This is a genomic window from Synechococcus sp. H55.7, from assembly GCF_047462395.1.
GTDB lineage: Bacteria > Cyanobacteriota > Cyanobacteriia > Thermostichales > Thermostichaceae > Thermostichus.
The window spans coordinates 62,221-83,589 of record NZ_JANSJD010000008.1 but is presented as its reverse complement, the minus strand read 5'-3'; the positions used below and the strand labels follow the sequence as shown (position 1 = coordinate 83,589).

The 21,369-nt window shown below is 60.4% G+C and carries 21 protein-coding genes and 1 tRNA gene; 6 read left to right on the top strand and 16 right to left on the bottom strand.

Translation table 11 applies throughout. The annotated features are described in order from the left end of the window. Nucleotides 1-25 precede the first annotated feature (25 nt). A complete protein-coding gene (locus NW851_RS05685) occupies nucleotides 26-832 on the bottom strand; it encodes a Ycf66 family protein (protein WP_414337261.1) in 807 nt (268 codons plus the stop codon). A gap of 165 nt (nucleotides 833-997) precedes the next feature. Between NW851_RS05685 and NW851_RS05680 the strand changes: the two genes are divergently transcribed. Further along, nucleotides 998-1,399 (top strand): hypothetical protein, encoded by a 402-nt coding sequence (locus tag NW851_RS05680; RefSeq protein WP_414337260.1) that lies wholly within the window; start codon nucleotides 998-1,000, stop codon nucleotides 1,397-1,399. 294 nt (nucleotides 1,400-1,693) lie between these two features. Here NW851_RS05680 and aroH read toward each other — a convergent pair whose 3' ends face one another. The 6 genes from aroH to NW851_RS05650 all read right to left on the bottom strand — a co-directional run bounded on the left by aroH (nucleotide 1,694) and on the right by NW851_RS05650 (nucleotide 4,831). Continuing rightward, nucleotides 1,694-2,068, bottom strand: a complete 375-nt coding sequence (gene aroH / locus NW851_RS05675) for a chorismate mutase (RefSeq protein ID WP_414334481.1) — start codon at nucleotides 2,066-2,068, stop codon at nucleotides 1,694-1,696. Between the two features lie 90 nt (nucleotides 2,069-2,158). After that, nucleotides 2,159-2,848 carry a V4R domain-containing protein gene (locus tag NW851_RS05670; RefSeq protein WP_414337259.1) on the bottom strand — a complete coding sequence of 230 codons (690 nt, stop codon included), beginning with the start codon at nucleotides 2,846-2,848 and terminating at the stop codon, nucleotides 2,159-2,161. 64 nt (nucleotides 2,849-2,912) lie between these two features. After that, nucleotides 2,913-3,395 carry a hypothetical protein gene (locus tag NW851_RS05665; protein ID WP_414334477.1) on the bottom strand — a complete coding sequence of 161 codons (483 nt, stop codon included), beginning with the start codon at nucleotides 3,393-3,395 and terminating at the stop codon, nucleotides 2,913-2,915. A 45-nt stretch (nucleotides 3,396-3,440) separates the two neighbouring features. Continuing rightward, a complete protein-coding gene (locus tag NW851_RS05660) occupies nucleotides 3,441-3,692 on the bottom strand; it encodes a hypothetical protein (RefSeq protein ID WP_414334475.1) in 252 nt (83 codons plus the stop codon). Then, the gene (locus NW851_RS05655; protein ID WP_414337258.1) at nucleotides 3,689-4,372 is read right to left on the bottom strand and encodes a V4R domain-containing protein; all 684 of its coding nucleotides are present in this window, start codon (nucleotides 4,370-4,372) and stop codon (nucleotides 3,689-3,691) included. Before NW851_RS05655 ends, NW851_RS05660 begins: the two co-directional genes overlap by 4 nt. Before the next feature lie 147 nt (nucleotides 4,373-4,519). Continuing rightward, complete coding sequence (locus NW851_RS05650) at nucleotides 4,520-4,831, bottom strand: Hfq-related RNA-binding protein (protein WP_414337257.1); 312 nt, start codon at nucleotides 4,829-4,831, stop codon at nucleotides 4,520-4,522. Nucleotides 4,832-5,122: 291 nt separating this feature from the next. Between NW851_RS05650 and gvpA the strand changes: the two genes are divergently transcribed. The 5 genes from gvpA (at nucleotide 5,123) to NW851_RS05625 (ending at nucleotide 8,435) form a co-directional block, all read left to right on the top strand. Then, the gene (gene gvpA / locus NW851_RS05645) at nucleotides 5,123-5,341 is read left to right on the top strand and encodes a gas vesicle structural protein GvpA (RefSeq protein WP_011429717.1); all 219 of its coding nucleotides are present in this window, start codon (nucleotides 5,123-5,125) and stop codon (nucleotides 5,339-5,341) included. A gap of 239 nt (nucleotides 5,342-5,580) precedes the next feature. After that, nucleotides 5,581-6,588: a gas vesicle protein GvpC gene (gene gvpC, locus NW851_RS05640; RefSeq protein WP_414337256.1), complete on the top strand. Its 1,008-nt coding sequence runs from the start codon at nucleotides 5,581-5,583 to the stop codon at nucleotides 6,586-6,588. Between the two features lie 88 nt (nucleotides 6,589-6,676). Continuing rightward, nucleotides 6,677-7,561: a gas vesicle protein GvpN gene (gene gvpN / locus NW851_RS05635; protein ID WP_414334468.1), complete on the top strand. Its 885-nt coding sequence runs from the start codon at nucleotides 6,677-6,679 to the stop codon at nucleotides 7,559-7,561. A 41-nt stretch (nucleotides 7,562-7,602) separates the two neighbouring features. Then, entirely contained in the window at nucleotides 7,603-7,935 is a 333-nt protein-coding gene (locus NW851_RS05630) for a gas vesicle protein (RefSeq protein ID WP_414334484.1), read from the top strand. 74 nt (nucleotides 7,936-8,009) lie between these two features. Further along, complete coding sequence (locus NW851_RS05625; protein WP_414334466.1) at nucleotides 8,010-8,435, top strand: LptA/OstA family protein; 426 nt, start codon at nucleotides 8,010-8,012, stop codon at nucleotides 8,433-8,435. 170 nt (nucleotides 8,436-8,605) lie between these two features. Here the strand turns inward: NW851_RS05625 and NW851_RS05620 are convergent. From NW851_RS05620 to NW851_RS05580, 9 genes are all read right to left on the bottom strand, one after another. Further along, a tRNA-Arg gene (locus NW851_RS05620) sits at nucleotides 8,606-8,679 on the bottom strand. Between the two features lie 21 nt (nucleotides 8,680-8,700). Next, nucleotides 8,701-9,333 (bottom strand): ribonuclease HII, encoded by a 633-nt coding sequence (locus NW851_RS05615; RefSeq protein WP_414334483.1) that lies wholly within the window; start codon nucleotides 9,331-9,333, stop codon nucleotides 8,701-8,703. Between the two features lie 62 nt (nucleotides 9,334-9,395). Continuing rightward, the gene (locus NW851_RS05610; RefSeq protein ID WP_414337255.1) at nucleotides 9,396-11,561 is read right to left on the bottom strand and encodes an Rne/Rng family ribonuclease; all 2,166 of its coding nucleotides are present in this window, start codon (nucleotides 11,559-11,561) and stop codon (nucleotides 9,396-9,398) included. Between the two features lie 778 nt (nucleotides 11,562-12,339). Further along, nucleotides 12,340-14,979: a TIGR03960 family B12-binding radical SAM protein gene (locus NW851_RS05605; RefSeq protein ID WP_414334462.1), complete on the bottom strand. Its 2,640-nt coding sequence runs from the start codon at nucleotides 14,977-14,979 to the stop codon at nucleotides 12,340-12,342. Nucleotides 14,980-15,132: 153 nt separating this feature from the next. After that, nucleotides 15,133-16,356 (bottom strand): aminotransferase class V-fold PLP-dependent enzyme, encoded by a 1,224-nt coding sequence (locus NW851_RS05600; RefSeq protein ID WP_414337254.1) that lies wholly within the window; start codon nucleotides 16,354-16,356, stop codon nucleotides 15,133-15,135. A 134-nt stretch (nucleotides 16,357-16,490) separates the two neighbouring features. Beyond that, nucleotides 16,491-18,116 (bottom strand): peptide chain release factor 3, encoded by a 1,626-nt coding sequence (locus tag NW851_RS05595; RefSeq protein ID WP_414337253.1) that lies wholly within the window; start codon nucleotides 18,114-18,116, stop codon nucleotides 16,491-16,493. A gap of 317 nt (nucleotides 18,117-18,433) precedes the next feature. Beyond that, nucleotides 18,434-19,198, bottom strand: a complete 765-nt coding sequence (locus NW851_RS05590) for a hypothetical protein (RefSeq protein WP_414337252.1) — start codon at nucleotides 19,196-19,198, stop codon at nucleotides 18,434-18,436. A gap of 1 nt (nucleotide 19,199) precedes the next feature. Continuing rightward, nucleotides 19,200-20,000, bottom strand: coding sequence for a ParA family protein (locus NW851_RS05585; protein WP_414337251.1), 801 nt, complete (start codon nucleotides 19,998-20,000; stop codon nucleotides 19,200-19,202). Nucleotides 20,001-20,148: 148 nt separating this feature from the next. Beyond that, nucleotides 20,149-21,333: a pyridoxal phosphate-dependent aminotransferase gene (locus NW851_RS05580; RefSeq protein WP_414334453.1), complete on the bottom strand. Its 1,185-nt coding sequence runs from the start codon at nucleotides 21,331-21,333 to the stop codon at nucleotides 20,149-20,151. Nucleotides 21,334-21,369: the final 36 nt, after the last annotated feature.

Genomic DNA, 21,369 nt, shown 5'->3' with positions numbered 1-21,369 from the left:
GCCAAGCTCAGATTGGTTCAGATCTTCAGAACAGCTCGTCATCGTACTCTTCTGGCTCCGCCTCTTCCACCTCGACCGATTCCACCTCGACAACGCGGCGAGAGGGACGACGGGGGGGCTCATTCGGGTAGCCTTCTCCTTGGTCTTGGGGCAGACGTGGGGGACGGCGGCGGGTGACCGTGCCTGTGCCGCGCTCCTCCTGCGTATCTACATCCTCTGGATACTCTCCGGTGGCGGGGCGACGGGCCTCTGGCGGCGGGGCGGGCTCATCGTAGTCGGTGTTTTGGCGAGAGCGGGATCCTGGCTCGTCGTAATACTCATCCACTTCGGGTCGGCGGCGCGGACGCACACGGGTATCGCTGGTCAGTTGGGGCCTGGGGCGACGCCCAGGCTCTTCGCTGCTGCGTTTGGGAATGGCGCGACTGTAAGAGGAGGTATCGCGAATGCGGGATCCTTCGGCCCGAGCAGAAACCGTGCGTCCTTGGGCATAGTCATCTAGGGGGTAGGTACGGCTGAAGTCTTTCTTGCGAACGGCTGGACGAACCCCGCCCACCTGCCGTACCTTTTCGCTCAAGAGAATCCGCAACCGGAAAGTTTCGATGGCAAACCAGCCGGCCATCACCGCCAGCAGCACCTGGGCAAAAAACAGCAACGGGATGAGCCGCTGACCCTCCAGAAGCAAACAGATGGAATAGATCAGGCCCATCGTGGCGAAAATCACATCCGATTCAGCGGAGGCCTCTCGCTTGATAAAGCGAACTGCGAAGATGGCTCCACTGGCAATCGCCACCAGCGCTGCCATCAAAAAATAGGGGCTTTGGGTGAGAAACATGCCAGGGATCCCTAAACAATGAAGAGGGGAGAGCGCTAAGCCTTACCCATTCCACAGCCGATCCTAACATCGATCCTCCCGCCGGCACGGACAACACCCGGGTTTGGATCCCTCTTGAATCCATGGGATCGGTGCTAAAATCGGCAACATCTTCCTGCATGTTCCATGCTGTATCTGGCACGGGTACACAAAAAGAGTCTCTTCGGCCAGGGGGAGCTGCAGCTCTTGGCTCGCCAGGCCGAAGAAGGGGTTTGGATCCCACTGCGCCAGCCAGAGTGGGTCACCTGCAAAGATGCCGGCCCTTACAACGTTGGCGTGTTGCTGCTGGTTGAGCTCTCGGAACAGCGGCGGGTAGAGCGGCTGGAAGAGGCGGCCATGAAGCTGGTGGAGATGTTGCACAGCTTGTCTCAAACCCGCAGTCTGGTGGATCTGTCGGAGATCGAAAGCTGGCGGCAATCTTTGACTCGCCAAAGCCAAGAGCTGAGCCGTCGAGAAGCCGAGGTGGCCGCCCGCCAAGAGCAACTGCAACAATGGGAAGCCCGCTTGCGCGAGAAGCTATCTTCCTGAATGCCCTACCGATCTTTTTCCCAAGCCGTCTGAGCCTGCCAGGGCGCGTTGAGACTAGCATAGCTCCCGGCTGCTCTAAGCCAACAACAGACGATCCCCTCTCCCTGAGTCAGCCCAAGCGCTCCGCGCCGCTCACGCGACCACCCCCAACCCCTCTCCCTGAGGCAGCCCTCACCCCCAACCCCTCTCCCTCAGGGAGAGGGGAGTTAGGGATGGATGTGGTTTCTTCATATTTTTTTGTTTGAAATGAGATAAATGGCCGTAACTGCGGAAAACCCCGCGGCTTCCCATCGGTTAAACAGCGCTGAGATCTGGCCTTAACTCGCGGGCACCTCGCAGATACACATGTTGCATGTCAGCTTGGGCAAGCGGAGTATTCAATTGGATCAGAACGCGAATACAACGGGGCAGGTCGCTGCTTACCCCCATCTGCTGCACATCCAACAACGGTACCGATTCCCAGCCGGGGCGACGACGGGCAAATTGGGCGGGAAAAGCCGCATTTAAATCAGGGGTAACGGAAAAAATAACGCTGACCAACTCAGCCAGATCTAGAGCGTTGCGATGTTCCAGTGCGTCCAACAACTCTGTTACTGCCGCTTCAATCGCCTCGGCAGTGTTTGCCGGTACGGTGATGGCTCCCCGAATTGCTCTGACTCGCCACCCCAATGGCCACACCCTCGCGCCTTTGAGCTCGTCTTGCTTCCAGAAAATTATACAGACTCATCTCCACGGGATCCCATCCCCTGCCAGCTCCGGTTAGGGGCCAGGCTGTAACAGCTTCTCCAGGATCTGAGCGTGGCTGAGGCCGGAGTCCACCCAGGCTTCTCCCTCTTTGAGGCGGGCGGCAGCGGTCAAGATAAACAAGTTGCTCTGCGCCCCCAAGGCCTCGCTGGTGGTTTGCACACAGGCCAGATCCTGGCCGGTTAACTGGCTAAACCAAGTGCCCAGCAGGCCTGCTTCCAAAAAGCCCATCGGGCGCTTGAAATGAGGGGGCGTAGCGGCAGCGAAGGGAGAGTTTCGGATCGACACCACCAGCACCCCCTGATCTTTGTAGGTCCAGTCGATCTCGATCAACCCCCAGCCGTGAGCTTTCCAAGCTTGTCTCAGACTTTGGAGGAAAATGCCCATCTCCAGCTCGGCCAGAGGCTTCTGGTAGTAGTCAGAGAGTTCCTGGGCAAAACGGCGGAAAAATTCCTTGCCCCACATACGACCACAGTTGCGCAACACCAGGCGAGCGGCTTGCCCCGTCTCGTATTCCAAGCCGGTGTAGATACTCCTCAGCAATGCTTCTGGAAGGGCCAAGAGCCGGTCACCGTGGCGACTCTCCAGCAAGCCTGACTCCAGGTCACTTTGCAGGTAGGCGCTGGGCGCGTAGTAGTTGCCCAAAACAGGCGTATAGGGGTCGAAGCTGGTGGAGCCATTGGGGATAGCGGTGGTGCCGGCCATATGTCAAAGATCCCTGGGCTATCAAGTAGGGCAGCGCAATTGGGAAACTCAGCAGGAGAGACCTCTACTCAGTTGATCTGAGTCCGTCCAAAGAGAGCAAAGCTGCTTGCGCCTGGGTGATCAAGGGGCGAATAAACTCTAGCTCTCCAGGGGCCAGATGATCCCTTAGCTCTTGCTGACAAATCCGATAAGCAACCTCGTAGGCGCTTTGCAGCTTGTACAGGCGCACCTCTTCCTCCATCCACTCGATCAGCCGCTCCTTCAACAGGTTCTCGTCCTGGAGCAACATGGCCAGGGCGCTGTAACGCAGCAACAGGAGCAGGTGCCGCCGGCAGAGATCCACCACTTGAGAGGAAAGGTTGGGCATCTCCTTTTGAAGGGTGTTTAGGGTGCGGCTCACCATCTGGCTCTCCCCCTCCCGTACGGCCCGGTACACGTGCAGCCTTTTGGGCCAGCCGAGCACATAGGCTTTGAGCTGCTCCAGTTGCTCCGGTGTGAGGTAGCGGGCCTCTGCCTCAATTAGCATCTGCTCCAGTGGGCTCACCATCTCGCTCCTCCCAAGGGTCGGTGGGTGCTCAGCGGGTGTCGGAGTTCAAAACAGGCTGAATAAATCGGCCAAAGTAATCTGTTTCTCTTCAGGCTGAGGCGGCAGCGCTGCCGACAGGGATCCCATAGAACGGGCCGCCAAAGTCAGGGGATCCCCCGACCAGGGGATGGAGCCGAAGTACTCCCGCACCCCTACAAAAGGCATGGGCAGCGAGGGACTCTGCCGCGGTCGGCTATCCCAATTTAAATGGGCAAAAAAGCTCTGCACCGACTCTTCCAGAAAAACCTCTGCTGTCATGCTTTGGCCACTCCCTGACCGGAGCGTAACTTTTGGGCAATTTCGCCGGCGCTGGCCCCTTCGTTGAGCCAAAAGGCAGCGGCATCGATGCGATCTTTGCTGCCGAGCAAAAATTTGCAGTAGCTTTCCCCCATGGAATAGCACTGGATCTCGATGCAGTTGAGCTGCCGTTCCACCATGGCGCTAAAAAACCCGGCAAACAATCCGGCGTAGAGGTGGCAAACGGGCTTACCCACATCCCCCAGGGTGCGAGCCACAGCGGAGTCGAACAAATTAATGAAAATAAATCCCTGCCGCCGGCCCTCAGTCTCCACCTCCCAGCGCCCCCAGCCTTGCGAGGTCAAGGGCCACCACCAGGTTTCCAAAAGGAACATCAGGTGGCTCTGCTTGGGTTTGCGCCGATACTCCTCCTCGAACCAGCGGGAGAAGTGGATCGCGTCGTTGCTCCCCCACTCGTGGCCAATGGTGTACATCAACGAGGCAGAGGCATCCCCCACTTCTTCTTCTAAGCCCTGCTGTAGGCCCAGGATAAAGTCTTCGCTTACCAAGACGTTGCGCGCGCCCGTCCAGTCCACCAGGGATCCCTGGGAGGGGTCGAAACGATAAAAGTCTTCGCGGCTGTAGTGATTGTGCCGTTGGGCAGCAGGCTGCAGGGGCAACTCGAGGGGAGTGGTTGTCATAGGGGCGGAGAGAGGGTGTCCATTGTTTCACACTTCTTGCTGAATCATAGCCTTTCCGCCGAGGGCTTTGGCCAGGGCCGTCGATAGCTGCAAGAAAAGAGCCTCTGCTGCCGGGAAGCCAGCGACGGCCAGTGCGGGGACTTGGGTTTAGGAGGGAGGTCTGACTTTGACGAAGGCGATGGCGGAGCGCCACAGCAGCGCTTCCCGCCCTTCCGTATCGGCCAAACAGAGGCAGTCGGGATCCTGCCAGCGCAACTGGCCGACAAAGACATCCCCGGTGTTGAGCTTTACCTCAAGGATCTCTCGATCTTTGATCACTTTTTGCAGGCGACGCACGCTTGGGATCCCGGTGTTGAACTCGGTCACGGCAGCCCTCTTGGCCAGCGAAAGGACGGCAAGCGCACTGCTCTCAGTATAGGGGATCCCTGCTGGCCCACACCTTGGCTGGACAATCTCCATAGCCGGGATCCAAAAACGCTCTTGCCCTCTGACCCACTTTTTCTTTCGGCGGGTACTATGTAGGGGGGATGGCGCTTGGAAAAGACGGTAAGTCTTGTCGGCCTGCCGTATTTTTTAAGCGAATCTACGGGTGTTCTCCCCGAAAAAAGTTAGCAGAATAGGGCTGGGGCGACAGAAAGTGCGCTTGTCGCCCTGGGGAAGGCAAATCCCAGCTTGGGATCCTTGTTGCCTGCTGTTTTGCTACAGAATTGTTTGTCTTTTTCAACCATCATCTGTGCAGGAGAGATCGTTATGGCAGTCGAGAAAGTGAACTCTTCTTCCAGCTTGGCCGAAGTGATCGACCGCATTTTGGACAAAGGGATCGTGGTCGATGCCTGGGTGCGGGTTTCTTTGGTGGGGATCGAGCTGTTGGCCATTGAGGCGCGCGTCGTTGTGGCTTCGGTGGAAACCTACCTGAAATACGCCGAGGCTGTGGGCCTGACGGCTACCGCTGCTGCCCCTGCCGTCTAAATCTGACCCAATCGCTCGATCCCCTTGCCTTCAACACCGCGGGGGTCGAAGGGTCGGGTCGTCGAGAAGGCGAGGCAGGGATCCGCTGTCGATCTCTGCCTTGTTTCCTTAGCTTCGGCTTGGGGATCGAGTTGGGCGGTGGTGTTGAGCTACAGGCCGTGCTGGTGGAGAGCGAGTTGGGAAAAAGCGGAGAACTGCATTCGCCCAGGCATTGAGAAGGACGTAGGGGATTGCACACCATGAGTTTGCAGGAACAGTGGGCCGCGGCCCGCAGCCGACGGGCGGCTCAAAATCAAAGTTTGTTAGGCGGATCCCGGCAGCAGCGCCTGGAGCAGCACCGCGCTCTGATGGCCGAGCTGAGACAACGTTGCCAGGAACGACAAGAGGCAATACGGCAGCAGAGAGAACAAACCCGCAGCCAACTGCGCAACCTGGAGCAGAGCCGGGCGGCGCAGCGAGCCTTGGACGAGCATTCTCGCATGGCGGCTGCGGCGCAGCGGGCTAAAACGGTGGCGGAGCTTCTCTCTCGCATGGCCCAAGAACGAGCCGCCCAATCGCAGGCCCAGCAGCAGGAGCTACAGACTTTTCAAGCCAACTTGACAGCGACCGCGGAGAGCTTGCTGAGCACCTGTGCCCAGGCGCGGCAGGCCATGGCCAACCAAACCCGACAAGTGCGGCAGGCTTTCTATACTGAGTTGCGGCAACGGGTACAAGCTTTGCGGCAACTGGCGCAGCAGGAGCTGGCTCAGATTGCTCAAGAACAGCGGGCAGAGGCCCAGGCTCTGCGGCAGGCTTTGACAGCTTTCCGCAAGGCGTTGCACGAGCAGGTGTGGGGGAATGGGATCCCAGGGGATCGGCCCATTGTCCCAGATCTTGAGGAATCTGAAGAGGGTGATAAGCCGCCTGAGAGCTCGGTCAAAGCTACAGCAACGATTTCGACTGAGGTTACCCAACCAGAGCCTGTAGTTCCAGTCTCAGACAACACAGCCCCTCCTCCTGTGACACCACCTGAACCTCCGCCAGTTCCGCCCGAGCCCTTCCCTGAGCCGGATCCCATCGTGGCCTACGTCAACGACTATGTGGCCAGCCTGCAAGCGCAGGATCCCGATGTCACGTTGCTGCAGGTGATCGGGGATCGGGAGCGGGTGCGGGATCTGCTGGCCCGCGGTGCAGTGGATCTGGGGGTGGATCCCTCGGAAATCTTGGCCACCTTGCGGCGTATGGTGTCAGCGACGGTTGTGGTCTGAGCCCAGCGCAGTCCCTAGGAGCGCAAAAAGACCGTTGCGGCTATAGTCAAGGCAAGAGCGTCAAGGCAATTGAGAGTTGGGTATTGCTATGGCCACGGTTCTGCAGGCGCGTCCCCGCCAATTTGTGAACACTCCTTACATCGAGCGGATTACCCGCCGCGCTTTGCGCTATCTGCAATCGGGTTTTGCGGTGCATCTGCGGGGGCCTTCGGGCACGGGCAAGACTACCCTGGCGATGCATCTGGCCAGCCTGCTGGGCCGTCCCATCATGCTGATCTACGGCGATGATCGCTTCGATTCTTCCGACCTGATCGGCGGGCGCACCGGCTTTACCCATCGGCGGGTGGTGGATAATTTCATCCACTCGGTGGTGAAAATGGAAGAAGACGTGCGGCAGCGCTGGGTGGATGCCCGCCTCACCTTGGCCTGCCGCGAGGGCTTTACCCTCATCTACGACGAGTTCAACCGCTCCCGCCCTGAGGCCAACAACGCCCTCCTGAGCGCTTTGGAAGAGAGGCTGCTGGTGTTGCCGCCAGATAGCAACCGCTCCGAATATCTGCGGGTGCATCCCCAGTTCCGGGCCATCTTTACCTCTAACCCAGAGGAATACACCGGGGTTCACAAGGCCCAAGATGCGCTGCTGGATCGGATGATCACCATCGATATGGGGGAACCGGACATCGAGACCGAAAAAGAGATCCTCACTGCCCGCATTGGTCTATCTGCCCCCGATGCGCTCAAGATCGTGCACATTGTGCGGGCTTTTCGCCGCAAGCTGGATTTGACCCGCCACCCCAGCCTGCGCAGTTGTCTGATGATCGGGCGGATCGTCAAGGAGCACGAGCTGGCGGTGAGCAAAGACAATGCCGACTTTCGCGCTTTGTGTGCCGACGTGCTGTTGCCCCGGGCCGGCAAGCGCTATGAAGAGGGATCCCAGTTGCTGAATTATCTGCTAGACCAACTGCCTGGCTAGGTCTTCTGCCTGTGGGTGCGCTCTGGAGGTCGATGAACCCTGTGCCGATTAGCTCTCAACCCTTGAATACGGCCACTCACGGCTCCTCGCTAGCCGACGTGTTGGAGCGGGTGCTGGATAAGGGCATTGTTATTGCTGGAGACATCACCGTTTCGGTGGGCAATGTGGAGCTGCTCAATGTCCGCATCCGGCTGTTGATCTCTTCGGTGGACAAGGCCAAGGAGATCGGGATCAACTGGTGGGAATCGGATCCCTATCTCAACAGCCAAGCCCGGGAGCTGCTGGAAACCAACCGCCAGTTACTGCAGCGGGTCAGCGAGCTGGAAAAGCAACTGGCCCAAGGGCTGCCCAAGGGGGGAAATGGAAGCGATTAACACGTTGCCCCGTCAGAAGGGATCCGGGATCCCAGGCTAGACTGGCTGCTGGGGTGGTTTGACAAGGTGATGGGATGGCACTGGGGATCAACCTCGATCGCAAGGTTTTGGGCCGGCTGAGGGAGCTGGGCTGGTCGATGGGTGTGGTGGTGGCGCTTGCGATCCCCGGCCCGGCCTGGGGGCAAAATCCGCGCGCCATCAGCATTAGCGCTGATGTTCAGGAGGCCAATGCCAATACGGGGGTGTTTATAGCCACTGGCAACGTCACCCTCAGCTTCCCTGCCGAGCGCCTCACGGCCCGCGCCCAAAGAGCGGTGTACTACAGCCAGGAGCAACGCATTGAGCTGGAGGGCCAGGTCACCATCCGCCAAGGGGAAAATCAGTTGCAAGCAGAAAAGGTCATCTATTACATCGAAAAAGGCACGATCCAGGCTGCGCCGGCAGCAGGGAGCCAGGTGGAGTCCGTTTACGTGCTGCCAGAGCCGACCGCAAGCCCTTGAGATCGAGTGTTTGGCCCATCAACCCTCTGCGTTCCGGTCGCCCCTGAGGAATATGAGTTTGAGGCCAATGGGGTGGTTCACCCCTGAATCAGCTTTGGCTCCTGTTCCCAATGGCAAGTTATGCCCACCCTGCCCTACAGCAGGGACTTGGCTCGTCTGTACGTTTGAAGCGCCCACGAAAGGATTCGAACCTCCGACACCTGGGACCGGAACCCAGTGCTCTAGTCCACTGAGCTACGTGGGCAGCGCTATTGCATAACCTATCTTATCGCCTGATTTTCCCTTCTGCCAAGGGGAAAAAGCTGCGGCGGTGCTGCGGGGTCGGCCCTAGGTTTTGCAACGCCAGTCGGTGCTCCTGCGTGCCATAGCCCACGTTGGTGCGCCAGCCGTAGCCAGGGTACTGGTGATCCCAGCTTTGCATCAGGGCATCCCGCCAGACCTTGGCCACGATGGAAGCGGCGGCGATGGAGAGGCTGAGCTGATCCCCTTTAACCAGCGCCGTCTGCCGGGATCCCAGCTCGGCCAACGGCAACCCATCCAGCAAGATGTGCTCCACTTCCCCCACCTGCGCCAGCGCTCGTTGCATGGCCAGCAGCGTGGCCTGGCGAATGTTGAGCTGGTCGATCTCGGCGGCAGAGGCGCTGCCAATACCCACAGCCAGGGCCACCTGGCGAATCCGCTCCGCCCAGTGGGTGCGCTGCGGCGGGCGCAGTTGTTTGCAATCCCTCACTCCCTCCAGCGTTTTGGGATCCATCTGGGCCGGCAAAATGACCGCCGCTGCCACCACCGGCCCCGCCAGCGCCCCCCGCCCCACCTCGTCCACCCCCGCCACTCGGAGAATCCCCTGTTGCCAAAGGGATCCCTCCCAAACCAAACTGGGCTTCGCCGTCTTGCCCACAACGCCAGCCCTGGAGCCATCAACCCACCAGACCACCGTGCTCCTGCGCTCAACCGGCTGGTCTAACTGCTATGGGAGCGGCGTCGCCTGGAGGCTGCCGGAGATTGCTGGGCAGGGCTGATCCCCTGTTCCGCCGGTGGCTCGGCCAAGCTGCTCCCCACCGCTGATGGGAACGATTCAGCAGAGGGGATTTCGGGTGGGGGAAGGTTATCCACCGGCTCCTTCTCCTGCAAGGCATCCGCTTCGGGCACCCACTCCTCCGACTGAGCAGTGGCCTCAGTCTCTGGCCTGGTTTCCGCCTTGACAGTTCCCGGCAGAACCACCCTAACCGCCAGGTCGCGGCCCCAAGGTGGCGGCTGATCCAGAAGCAACAGCGGCGATAGCCCCAACTCCGAGTAGACCCGTTGTTGCAGCGGGGTCATCTCCACGGTGATGGTTTGCCGTGGCGGAGCTGGACGGCCTTCTGAGGACTCCGTCCCGCTGGCGCCAGCAGCTCGGGCCGGGGCAGTGTGGCTCTTGCGTAGGGTGGGTTCTGCCTCCTCGGCGCGGCCAGAACGGCGGGGTTCGCGGCGCTTTGGCTCTGCTCCACCCCCCTGCAGGGGATCCTCCCCAAGCGGCTCCGGGGTTTCCTCTTCGGCAGGCGTATCCGTGCTGCGCACAACGAGGCGCTGGCTGGCGCGGGGATCCCCCCAGTCTTCGCGGGAGCGCTTGCGTTCGGTTTCAACCCGTGGCTCCTCCAGATCGACCGAGGCAGCAAAGGGCGAAAAGGGATCCGGGCTGGGGCGTCGTTGTCCGGGGGCAGAGCGTGACCGCCGCAGCAGCGCGCGACTATCGCCTCGAGACAACCCATCGCTCCCGACTCGCAGACGGGCCCGTTGGGCGTTGCCATCGCGGGGCAGGATCGGGCCAGCCTCTTCCTCATCCCCTTCCTCCGCCTCGCTGGGCAGTGTTACAGTCAGGCCACTTTCGACGGTCAGCAGCCGTCCCGGCTCCGCCCCTGGCAGACGGGCCAGGATCCCCAGCCCCTCGCAGGTGGGGCAAGAATGGCCGAAGATCTCGTAAAGGCTTTGCCCCTGCCGTTTGCGGGTCAGCTCCACCAGACCCAATTCCGAGAGTTGGGCCACCTGGGGGCGAGCTTTGTCGCTGGAGAGGGCCTTGTTGAAGTGCTCCAAAACCAGCAACTGGTCGCGGCGGGAATCCATATCGATAAAATCCACCACGATCACACCGGCAATGTTGCGCAGTCTCAATTGGCGGGCGATCTCGGTGGCGGCCTCGCAATTGGTCCACAGCACCGTCTCGCGGGAGGTGGCCGATTGGGTGAAAGAGCCGGAGTTGACGTCGATCACCGTCAGGGCCTCGGTGGGCTCGATGACGATGTAGCCACCGGAGGGCAGATCCACCCGAGGCCGCAACGCCTGGCGAATGACCGCATTGACCCGGAAATACTCCAGGATGGGGGTGGGCTCGCGGTGGGCATCGACCACGACGCCAGGCGGCATCTGGCCCTTGTTCCAACCTTGCAGATAGCTGCGCACCCGCTTTGCGCCAGCAACAGAGTCGGTAACAATGCGGTTCACGTCCTCCGAGTAGACATCCCGCAGCACCCGCTGAATGAAATCATCGTCCCGGCTGAGCAGGCCTGGCTCCCGTGCCGCCTGATACTGCTGTTGAATATCTTCCCAGAGCTTTTTCAACTGCTCCAGGTCGTCGATTATCGCCTCTTCGGATACCCCCTCCGCTTCGGTACGTACCAGCAGGCCCATCTGCGGAGGTTTAATTAAGATAGCCAGGGATTTCAAACGGTTGCGTTCTTCCCGATCCTCGATGCGCCGGGACAGGTGAACGCCTTTGCCGTAGGGCCGCAACACCAAATACCGCCCTGGAAAGGCCAAATCTCCGGTTAGCCTTGGCCCTTTGTTGCCGGTGGGCTCTTTCATCACCTGCACCAGCACCTTTTGCTGGGGCAAGACCAACTCGGAGATGGAGGCATGGTTGCGTTTGAGGCGCAGCGGGCCTAGGTCGCTGACATGGATAAAGCCATTGCGTTCGGCGGGGCCGATGTTGACAAAAGCGGCATCAATGCTGGGCAGAACGTTCTCGATGATCCCGACGTAAACATCCCCCACTTGGTGAGCGCCGCTGGCGACGATCAGCTCCTGCACTTGGTCTTCGGCGAAGACGGCTGCCACTCGATGTTGCTCGGCAATGACGATCTGCCTGGGCATTAACCCTCCTCCCCGCCCCAAGGGCACGCGGTTGCGGACTGAACCCTCATTCGGGCGAGGCGTCGTCCTTTGGCCGGGATCCGCTCAAGTTTCTTTAACCAAGATCGACTCATCATGGAGTTGTCTATTACCCTAAGCTCTGCTCTGACGGAATAGAACCGATTAGCTTCCTCATCCAAGGGGTGAGGCGAGTTAAGTTCAGGTGAACTACCCGATGCTGGCCCTGGCGAGTCCAGCGCGGGGCTTCTGCTGCTTGCAACGAAAGCTCATCGGTGGAGATGCATGAATGGGGTGAGGTTTGCATGGAGATTCATGGATGGGCTCAATCGACAGGCTCAGTAAGCATGACGGCTCCGCCTCGGGAGATGGGACGCTGGCTCCTTGCAGAACCCCAATTGTGCGACCCCAGCCTGAGCCAACAACAAGACGGGGTTTGCACGTGGAAAGAAGCACCTTCTCAGGGTTAAGATATAGCCCGGGCTAGGTCAAACGGTCAGATCCCTCTGTTCACCTATGGTTTGACCCCGCCGTGCCTGTTACTTGCCCCGGGTACTGAGCTAAGAGTGTCTCCATTCCAAAACCCGGCCCAACCTTTGCCTGCTGCTCGCTCCGCCTTCGGTCAGGTTGATGCTCGGCAAGCCCCACAGCGGCAGGAGCCAGTAGTAGCAGCATTATAGCGCTTGTGGGATCCCTCAGCCCAGATAGGCACTTGGCCATTTTGCCGCGCAACGCTGATGCGACCGGATCTCAACAGCTGGGCTGCTCCCCTGGGAAATCCTTAATCCTGATCGGACAGGGGGTGTTCCCACAACAGGCGCAGCCGCTTGGCCGTCTGCAACGTCCAGCAGGGCAACCCCAGGGACTCGGCCATTTGCACCAGTTGGTTGGGCCGTAGGTAGGCGCCGTCGTTGCGGCAACTGCCGCGGTAGAGAAGGTGGGCGCTGCCGTCGGGGGCCAAGCCCTGAAACTCCAGGTAGTAGAGCAGGGCACGGGCATTGAAGGGATCGGATTTGCCCGACTTGGAGCGTTTCTCAATCCAGATCTCGCGCGCATCCAGGATCTGGGTGACCCAGGCCGGCCAGTCGGCAGTGGGCGACTCGCAACTTACAGTGAGCTGATATTCGGCAGCATAGACGGCTTCGGTGGCCGAGGGATCCCGCAGGCCGATCGCTTGGATGGCTCGGATGGAGAGTTCAGGGGGCAGTTGTTCGCTCAGAAGGGCGCGCAGTTCCTCAGGGGTGACGGGCCCCTCAGGCCGCTCCAGCAACTCCAGATCGAGGATCTCTCCATAGCCTTCCTGGCCAATGGGTAGGGCGTTGGCGTTGGCCAGGCGGGGCATGGGGTGGTAGCCGCCGCTGAAGGCCAGAGGTAGCCCCGCTCGCCGACAAGCCCGTTCCCACAGCCGCATCAGATCCAGGTGGCCCAGCCAGCGCAGATCCCCGGTTTTGCCGTAGGTGATGCGGAAGCGCTGGGCGGGCGGCTGCGGCTCCAGGGGATCCGGGGTGGGGGTGGGCCGGCTTTGCAGGGGCGGGACGGGCGGGGGCGGGATGACGATGTTGTGGCCAAAGCCGGGGCCGCAGATGCCGCAGGCGGAGCACTTCTCAAAGGAACAATCTTCCACCGTGATGGCTTCCAGGGCGCGGTGGTAGTCTTTCTGCAGCCATTTTTTGTCGATGCCGGTATCGATGTGATCCCAGGGCAAGGGATCCTCCAAACCCAGCTCGCGCATGGGGAGATGGGCGCAGAGGGCGACCGGATCGGCGCTGGGATCCACGGCTTCGCCGCAGTAGGCCTTCACCCAGGCGGCATAGGCGGCGTCGATGTTTTCCCACCAGGCGTCCAGGCCGGCGCCGGCCCGCCAGGCCTGCTCGATCATGCGGCCCAGGGAGCGATCCCCCTTGCCGATAAAGTCTTCTAGGATGCTGAAGCGGATATCGGTGAAGTGGGCCTTGACCCCCCGCAGCCGCCGCAGCTCTTTTTGCAGCAGGCCCTGCTTGCGCTGCACGTCGGCGTAGTCTACCCGGTGCCACTGGAAGGGGGTGTGGGGCTTGGGCGTGAAGTTGGAGAGGGTGAGGGTAAATTCCACCCGCTTGCGGCCCAGGGCAGCGCACTCCCGCTGCAGCATCTCGACCGTGCGGGCGATCCCCAGCACATCGGCGTCGGTCTCGCCGGGCAGGCCAATCATGAAATAAAGCTTAATTTTGTCCCAGCCCTCTTGGACGGCGGTGCGGATGCCGCGAATCAGGTCGGCGTCGGTGAGGCCCTTGTTGATAATGTCCCGCAGCCGTTGGGTACCGGCTTCTGGGGCAAAAGTCAGCCCCGAGCGGCGGGATCCCTTCATGATGGCGGCAATTTGCCCATCGAAGCGATCCACCCGTTGGCTGGGCAGCGAGAGCGCAACCTGCTGGCCAAGGAGACGGTTGTGCAGCTCGGCCCCCACCGCCGGCAGGGAAAGGTAGTCGGAGCAACTGAGGGAGGAGAGGGAAAATTCGTTGTAGCCGGTTTTGCGCAGGCCCTGCACCACTGCTTCCACTACTGCTTCCGGCTCCACATCGCGGGCTGGACGGGTGAGCATGCCGGGTTGGCAAAAGCGACAGCCGCGGGTACAGCCCCGCCGCACTTCCATCACCAGGCGGTCGTGGACGGTCTCCACCAAAGGCACCAGGCCGACAGCGTATTGGGGTTGGGGCAGCGCTACGCGGCGGCGAATACGCTCCGGCACGCCGGGCACGATGGGTCGGGGCGGGATCCCCTCGTAAAACTGGGGCACGTACACCCCCGGCACCTGGGCCAATTCCAAGAGCACTTCTCGGCGGGGCTTGTGCAGGGATCCGGCCAAGACCTGGCCGATCTCCGGCAGTACCTCTTCCCCATCCCCAAAGACGAAGAAGTCAAAAAAGTCGGCAAAGGGCTCTGGGTTGGAGGTGGCGGTCGGCCCACCGGCAAAGATCAGGGGACACTCTTGCGGGGTGAAGGCTTGCCGTTCCCACCATTTGAGCGGGATCCCGGCCAGATCCAGCATCTCCAGGATGTTGGTGCCCCCCAGCTCGTAGGCCAGGCTGAAGCCGATAATATGGAAAGCGCGCAAGGGGCGGCGCGATTCTACGGCAAACAGCGGGATCCGCAACTGCCGCATCCGGGCCGCCAAATCCGGGCCTGGCAGATAGGTGCGGTCGCACAACTGATCCGGCTGGGCGTTGAGGATGTTGTAAAGAATGATGTGGCCTAGGTTGGAAGCCCCCACCTCGTACAGCTCCGGGTAGCTCAGCACCCAACGCACCCGCGCCGAGTCCCAGGGGCGGTGGGCGGCGCCGAATTCTTTCCCCAAGTAGCGGGCTGGCCGCTGGATCTCAGGCGTGAGCAGGCGATCCAGATCGATGGGGCCTAGATGGGCTTGCATGGCAGCCGGAGAGAGCATGGGGATCCGAGCAAGAAGTGAACGCAGCTACTGATCTGACTCTAGCCGAACTTTCCCGGCAGCCCAAACCCAGGGCGGATAGAACAGCAAAACTCTTTCTCAACCCCATCTCCCCTCTCCTTCTGGGAGAGGGGTTGGGGGTGAGGGCGCACATCACTTCGGCAACCGCTGCAAGGCCAGCGCCAACTGTTCGTACTCAGCCAAATGGTTGTAAACCTGGGCCGAGATGCGCACCCAAAGCTGGCCGGCAAAGGGAATGATGGGAACTTCGATGCGGTGCATCTGCCAGAGGTAGTCGTGCAGGCGGCGGGCCCGCTCCGCCAAGGGCAGCTCCGGGATCCACTGTTGCCAGAAGGGTGGCAAGGGCAGGGTCGCCATGAAGCCCAACATCTTCTCAGGGGCGGGTGGGATCCCTTCCAGTTTTTCCAAGAGCAACTGCCGCGCCTGCAGCAGCAGCGTGTGGTTGTACCGGCGCAGCCTCTCCACCCCCAGCTCCCGGATGAAGGCCAGGGCTGCCGAGATGGCCAGCCAAGCGCTGGGATCGCGGGTGCCCACCCAGTCGAACTCGGCTGTGAACCCTTGCCCATAGCCGTGGGAGATGGCCAGGGGATGGGTTTGGGCCTGGCGGTGGGGGGCCGCCCACAGAAAGGCACAGCCTTTGGGGGCAAACAGCCACTTGTGGGCGTTGCCGGTGTACCAATCGGCTCCTAGGCTTTCCAACTCCAACGGGAGAACCCCCGGCGCATGGGCTCCGTCCACCAAGACCGGGATCCCGCGCTGCCGACAGAGGCCAACAAGCTCCGCCAAGGGGTAGATCAGGGCCGTGGGCGAGGTGAGGTGATCCACGACCGCCAGCCGAGTCTGGGGGGTGAGAATGGCTGCAAACGCTGCCAGAACCTGCTCCGGCCCCGCAATGGGGAAGGGGATCTGCGCTTCCGCCAGCACGGCCCCCCAGCGTTCACAGACATAGCGCAACGCCTGGCGGACAGCCCCGTAGCCATGGTTGGTACAGGCAATCTGATCCCCTGGCCGAAACGACAGCGAGCGCAACACCGTGTTGATGCCGCCAGTGGCATTTTCCACAAACACGAGATTTTCCGGTTCGGCCCCGACAAACTGGGCCAGCTCTGCCGCCGCCGCCCGCAAAGCCCGCGGCAGCTCTTCCCCCATAAACTGCACCGGCTGGGCCTCTAGGCGTTCTTGCCAAGCACTTTGGGCCTGCAACACCTTTTTCGGGGTCGCACCGAAAGAGCCGTGATTCAAAAAAATGGCCTGGGGATCCAGCCCCCACAACGAGCGGTCGCAAAGCGGTGCCTCGGCACTGGCAGCCGCTTCCAAGCAGTAGGGATCCGATCCGGCACTTGAGGAAAAAGACATGGCTGAGCCGCCTGGGTTACAAAAATCTGGGATCCGCGCCCAAGCAGCTTGCCCAGAAAATTAAGAGCGTCAAGGCTAGATGGACAGGGCTGCGGTCAGACCATCGGATGGGAGGAGAGTTCTTTAGGATGCCTCTACAGGCTGCCATTGGACTCTGGACTGAGATCCTCAAGGGGGGCGATTTTGCTCAGCTTGATTTTGGGGTTGCTGCTGATGAATTGCTGCAAGGTCCACTCGTTTTTAAAGAGGAGAACGGGCCTATCTTGAATGTCTTTGACGATAAGGGTGTTAAACAGGCTGGGGATGTTCTCCAGAACTTCCCAGCCATTCTCTACCCAGCGGGCCAGCGTGTAGGGCAGCATCTCCAGCCGGGTTTCGACGTTGTACTCATGTTCCAGGCGGTACTGCAGCACCTCAAACTGCAACTGGCCCACTGCGGCCACAATCGGATCCCGTTTGGACTCGTCGAGGGAGTACATCATCTGCACCGCTCCCTCTTCCTGCAGCTCTGATACCCCTTTCTGGAACTGCTTAAACTTGGAGGGGTTGGGATTTTTTAAATAGGCAAACAGCTCCGGCGAAAAGCTGGGGATCCCGGCGTAGCGCAACTTCGGGCCGGTGTAGAGGGTATCCCCAATCCTGAAGATGCCGGGGTTGTTGAGGCCGATGACATCGCCAGGATAGGCTTCATCGATGGAGATGCGCTCTTGAGCAAACAATTTTTGGGGATAGGAGAGGCGGATGGGGCGGTTGAGGCGGGCATGGTTGACCACCATGTCCTTCTCGAACCTGCCGGAGCAGATGCGCACAAAAGCAAGGCGATCCCGGTGGCGGGGATCCATATTGGCCTGCAGCTTAAAGACAAAGCCGGTAAACTCAGGATGTTCGGGTGGGATCAGCCCTGCCGTGCTCTCGTGGGGCATTGGCGGTAGAGAATACTCCAGAAACGCATTGAGAAACAGCTCCACCCCAAAATTGGTCATGGCGCTGCCGAAAAAGACCGGCGTTTGCTTGCCAGCATGAACCTGATTGAGATCCAAGCTGGGCATGAGGCCATCCAACAGCTCCAGCTCTTCTTTGAATTGGTAATAGAGATCTTTTTCAACCAAGTCTTCAATTTGCGGATCCCCCAGCTTGATGACCATTTCTTTGGCCCGCAGCCGTCCCCGCGAGACCCGCTCAAAGAAATGAAACTCCTGCGTGCGTCGGTCAAACAAAGCTGTAAAGCGCTCCCCTGAGCCAATCGGCCAGGTTACAGGATAGGGCTTGAGGCCGAGCTCAGTCTCAATTTCGTCCATTAGCTCCAAGGGATCCCGGCTGGGGCGATCCATCTTGTTGATGAAGGTAAAAATCGGCAACTTCCGCAGTTGACAGACTTCAAACAGCTTGCGGGTCTGGGGTTCTAGCCCTTTGCCGGCATCTTCCAGCATCACAGCGTTATCAGCCGCCGCCAGGGTGCGGTAGGTATCTTCGCTGAAGTCTTGGTGGCCGGGAGTATCGAGCAAGTTGAGGCGAATGTTGCGGTAGTCAAACTGCAACACGGTCGAGGTAATGGAAATGCCCCGCTGCCTTTCCAGCTCCATCCAGTCGGAGGTAACCCGCTTTTGGGCGCGGCGGGCCTTTACAGCCCCCGCTTCTTGAATCGCCCCCCCGTACAACAAAAGCTTTTCCGTAAGCGTGGTTTTCCCGGCATCGGGGTGAGAAATAATGGCAAAGGTGCGCCGTTGCTGGATAGCGTTGGCCAAATCTACTGCTTTCATGAAAAGTTACTGCTCCAATCAAAACCCGCTCGTCTCACAGCGCGCTGACGCTACGCGACCCTTAAAAAATAGCGATGGCACTCCCCTTGCGGCCCTGCTGTTGCTTCGCAGACGATGGAGAGCTCTAGCGAGGAGTAGAAATGAAAAAGGCTGGGATGGCCGTCCGCTAGCGGGGGAGGGAGCACAGGCTGAAAAGCTGGGGGTAACCTACTCTGACCGTAGCACAGGACTTGGTTCTACCGTTGCCTGGCACTCGAGGACAGGGATCCTTTGGAGCGGAATTCCCACCCGAGCGGATCGGGATCAATGGGTCTCGTTCAACAGTTGCTCAGCAGTTGCTCAATGGTGGCGATGGTGAAGTTTTGGCTGACCACCAGCCGTTCCACGCGAATGCGATGGGCCTGCAGCAGGCACTCTTGTTGCAATGCTTTGGGCAGTCGTTCCCAATGATCCAGCAGGACTTCCAGCAAAATCTCGCCCGGCAGCCCGGTGGTGCTTTGCAGGGATCCCAGCTTTTGTACTCTCTTGATAGACCATTTGAGGGTGAGCTTTTGCAGGCCCAGTTGGGCATCGAGGGCCTCGCGGGGATCCGCTGGCTTGGCGGCACCGTTTTGGTGAACTCCATCGCCGGTACAGGTGGTGGCAGGGGGCAGAAGCTCGGCTTGCCCTTCAGTCGGCAGCGTAGCCCATTTGGCCGGGTTGACCTGCTCGACCGGAGCCGGCGACAGGACGGGCAGAGGATCCACGTCAAGATCTCCACCCAGAGAAGGCGCTTCAGGTGGGAAGGGCGCATCGGCCAAAAGAGGGATCCGCTCTGCCTCTGGCGGGGTTCTGGCAGCACAGCCCTGACGGGGCGAGGCCACGGGAGATTGCTCCGGCTCGACACTCACTGCCCCAGGGCGAGGCAGATCCAGAGGCTGTGTCTCTTTGTTGTCTTTGGGACGGTGCGGAGCATCCACGCAATCGACAGGCACAGGTTCGGGCAGCTCTGGCTGTTTATTCACCCCCATGCGCGAGAGCAGATCGGCCTTGGTAGGGCCAGTGGGCAATTTTTTCTTGGGGGTCTTTTTGGTGGTAGCCATCTTAGCGAGACCTCAACACCGCCTCAAGGATCTCGCGATAAGGTTGGGCCAAAACCTCTTCTCCGGCCTCTGCCAACGACCAGCCCATACTGTTGGTTTGCTGCACCACCGTGCTTTGCCGCACCGGGGTAAAAATGGGGATCCCTTGCATCATTTCCGCCAGGGCTTCCACCGCTGCCCGCGACATTTTGGTGCGGTTGTTGCCCACCCATTGCTCCCGGGTGGGGAGCACCCCCAGAAACTTGGGCACCTGAAAATCCAGCTCCTCCAATTCCTTCAGCAGCACCAGGGTACTCAGGGCCCCCATCACCCCTTTTTGGGTGCATTCCGTCGGCACCACCAACAGATCGGCGCTGAGAATGCTGTTGTAGGTGAGCAGCCCTTTCGAGGGGGGACTGTCGATGACCAAAAAGTCATACTCCGACAAAATCGGTCGCAAAGCCCGCTTCAAAAACAGCTCCCGCCCCGGCTCCATCACAATCGCGTCCATCGCTCGCGACAGGCTGTAGTCGCTGGGGGCCAGCCACAGCCGCTCCTGGCGATCCTCATTCAGCGGCGGACGAATGATCTCCCGAATGTGAACCCGATCCGCCCCTGGCAAAATCGTCTCGGCAATGGTGGCCGACTCCGACAAATCTGTCCAGCCCAGCCACTGGCTCAGGTTGCCCTGCGGATCAAAATCGACGGCCAAGGTCTTGCCGTGCTCTGCCAGCATGATGGCCAAGTTGAGGGCGGCTGTGGTCTTTCCGGATCCCCCACTCAAGCAGGCGACGGTGATGACAAGCGCCGTTCTGCCAGACATGCGTTATCCCCCTCGTAGCCCATCCCCTAACACTATAGCTAGGGTTAAGCAATAGTGTTTACACCTTAGATAGGGACTGCGCGGCTGAGGATGGCCTACAGGGATCCATCCGCTGGATCAGCTCTTTATCAATCCTCAAATTGGATCCTCAAAGGGAAGACACAAACCGGTGCAGCCGCTGCAGCCCTTTTTCCAGGGTGGCGCGATCGGCGGCATAGGAAAGGCGGATGTAGGCATCTGCCCCGAAGGCCAGGCCCGGCACGGCGGCGACGTGATGTTCTTGGAGCAGCCGTTGGCAGAACTCCACCGAACTTAGCCCGGTTTGGCCGATGTTGACAAACACATAAAAGGCGCCCTCCGGCTCTGGACAAGTCACTCCCGGCAGAGCGCGGATCCCCTCCAGCATCAGATCCCGCCGCTGCCAAAATTCTCGCCGCATTTTTTCCACCGCCGCTGCCGACAGGGGGCTGGTCAGGGCTTCCAGGGCGCCGTACTGGGCAAAGGTGCAGACATTGGAGGTGCTGTGGCTTTGCAGGTTGATGGCGGCGTCGATGATGGGCTTGGGCCCGGCCAAGTAGCCCACCCGCCAGCCGGTCATGGCATAGGCTTTGGCAAAGCCGCTGCTGAGGATCACTCGTGGCACCAAGTCAGGGCAAAGGGATCCCAGGCTGATGTGGCAGGCTTGTCCGTAAATCAGCTTTTCGTAGATCTCGTCGCAGACCACATACAGATGGGGGACAGACAGGATCACCTCGGCCAAGGCTGCCAGCTCCTGCCGATGGTAAACGGCGCCGGTGGGGTTGGCCGGCGAGTTGAGGATGAGCAACTTGCTGCGGGGGGTGAGGGCCTGGCGCAGTTGGGCGGCGGTGAGTTTGAACCCCTGAGCCTCTTCTGTCTGCACCCGCACCACCTTGGCCCCCGCCAAAGCCACCATCTCGGGATAGCTGACCCAGTAGGGGACGGGCAGGATCACCTCGTCGCTGGGATCCAGGAGTACCATGGCCAGGTTAAACAGGGTTTGCTTGCCGCCGTTGCTAATCAGGATCTGGTCGGGGCTGTAGTCCAAGCCGTTTTCTCGCCGCAACTTGTCCGCCACCGCCTGGCGCAGGGCGGGGATCCCGGCGGTGGGGCCGTAGCGGGTTTTGCCCTCTTCCAGGGCGCGGATGGCCGCCGCCCGAATGTGCTCAGGTGTATCGAAGTCCGGCTCGCCGGCGCTCAAGCTACACACATCCACACCCTCTGCCTGCATGGCTTTGGCCAGAGCTGTAATGGACAACGTGGGCGACGAGGATAGATGGGCGACCCGTTGGGACAAGCCGGCAGCAGACACCATCAGTCAGGAAACTCTTTGTTTTGAGAATTTTAACTT

Excerpts from the sequence above, each read along its gene's own strand:
- NW851_RS05665 (WP_414334477.1), bottom strand. The coding sequence starts at position 3,395 with ATGGTGAGCCCACTGGAGCAGATGCTAATTGAGGCAGAGGCCCGCTAC.
- NW851_RS05585 (WP_414337251.1), bottom strand. The coding sequence starts at position 20,000 with ATGTCTGGCAGAACGGCGCTTGTCATCACCGTCGCCTGCTTGAGTGGG.
- NW851_RS05685 (WP_414337261.1), bottom strand. The coding sequence starts at position 832 with ATGTTTCTCACCCAAAGCCCCTATTTTTTGATGGCAGCGCTGGTGGCG.
- NW851_RS05660 (WP_414334475.1), bottom strand. The coding sequence starts at position 3,692 with ATGACAGCAGAGGTTTTTCTGGAAGAGTCGGTGCAGAGCTTTTTTGCC.
- NW851_RS05655 (WP_414337258.1), bottom strand. The coding sequence starts at position 4,372 with ATGACAACCACTCCCCTCGAGTTGCCCCTGCAGCCTGCTGCCCAACGG.
- NW851_RS05600 (WP_414337254.1), bottom strand. The coding sequence starts at position 16,356 with ATGTCTTTTTCCTCAAGTGCCGGATCGGATCCCTACTGCTTGGAAGCG.
- NW851_RS05625 (WP_414334466.1), top strand. The coding sequence starts at position 8,010 with ATGGCACTGGGGATCAACCTCGATCGCAAGGTTTTGGGCCGGCTGAGG.
- NW851_RS05670 (WP_414337259.1), bottom strand. The coding sequence starts at position 2,848 with ATGGCCGGCACCACCGCTATCCCCAATGGCTCCACCAGCTTCGACCCC.
- NW851_RS05580 (WP_414334453.1), bottom strand. The coding sequence starts at position 21,333 with ATGGTGTCTGCTGCCGGCTTGTCCCAACGGGTCGCCCATCTATCCTCG.
- gvpC (WP_414337256.1), top strand. The coding sequence starts at position 5,581 with ATGAGTTTGCAGGAACAGTGGGCCGCGGCCCGCAGCCGACGGGCGGCT.
- NW851_RS05650 (WP_414337257.1), bottom strand. The coding sequence starts at position 4,831 with ATGGAGATTGTCCAGCCAAGGTGTGGGCCAGCAGGGATCCCCTATACT.
- gvpA (WP_011429717.1), top strand. The coding sequence starts at position 5,123 with ATGGCAGTCGAGAAAGTGAACTCTTCTTCCAGCTTGGCCGAAGTGATC.
- NW851_RS05610 (WP_414337255.1), bottom strand. The coding sequence starts at position 11,561 with ATGCCCAGGCAGATCGTCATTGCCGAGCAACATCGAGTGGCAGCCGTC.
- NW851_RS05590 (WP_414337252.1), bottom strand. The coding sequence starts at position 19,198 with ATGGCTACCACCAAAAAGACCCCCAAGAAAAAATTGCCCACTGGCCCT.
- gvpN (WP_414334468.1), top strand. The coding sequence starts at position 6,677 with ATGGCCACGGTTCTGCAGGCGCGTCCCCGCCAATTTGTGAACACTCCT.
- NW851_RS05605 (WP_414334462.1), bottom strand. The coding sequence starts at position 14,979 with ATGCTCTCTCCGGCTGCCATGCAAGCCCATCTAGGCCCCATCGATCTG.
- NW851_RS05595 (WP_414337253.1), bottom strand. The coding sequence starts at position 18,116 with ATGAAAGCAGTAGATTTGGCCAACGCTATCCAGCAACGGCGCACCTTT.
- NW851_RS05680 (WP_414337260.1), top strand. The coding sequence starts at position 998 with ATGCTGTATCTGGCACGGGTACACAAAAAGAGTCTCTTCGGCCAGGGG.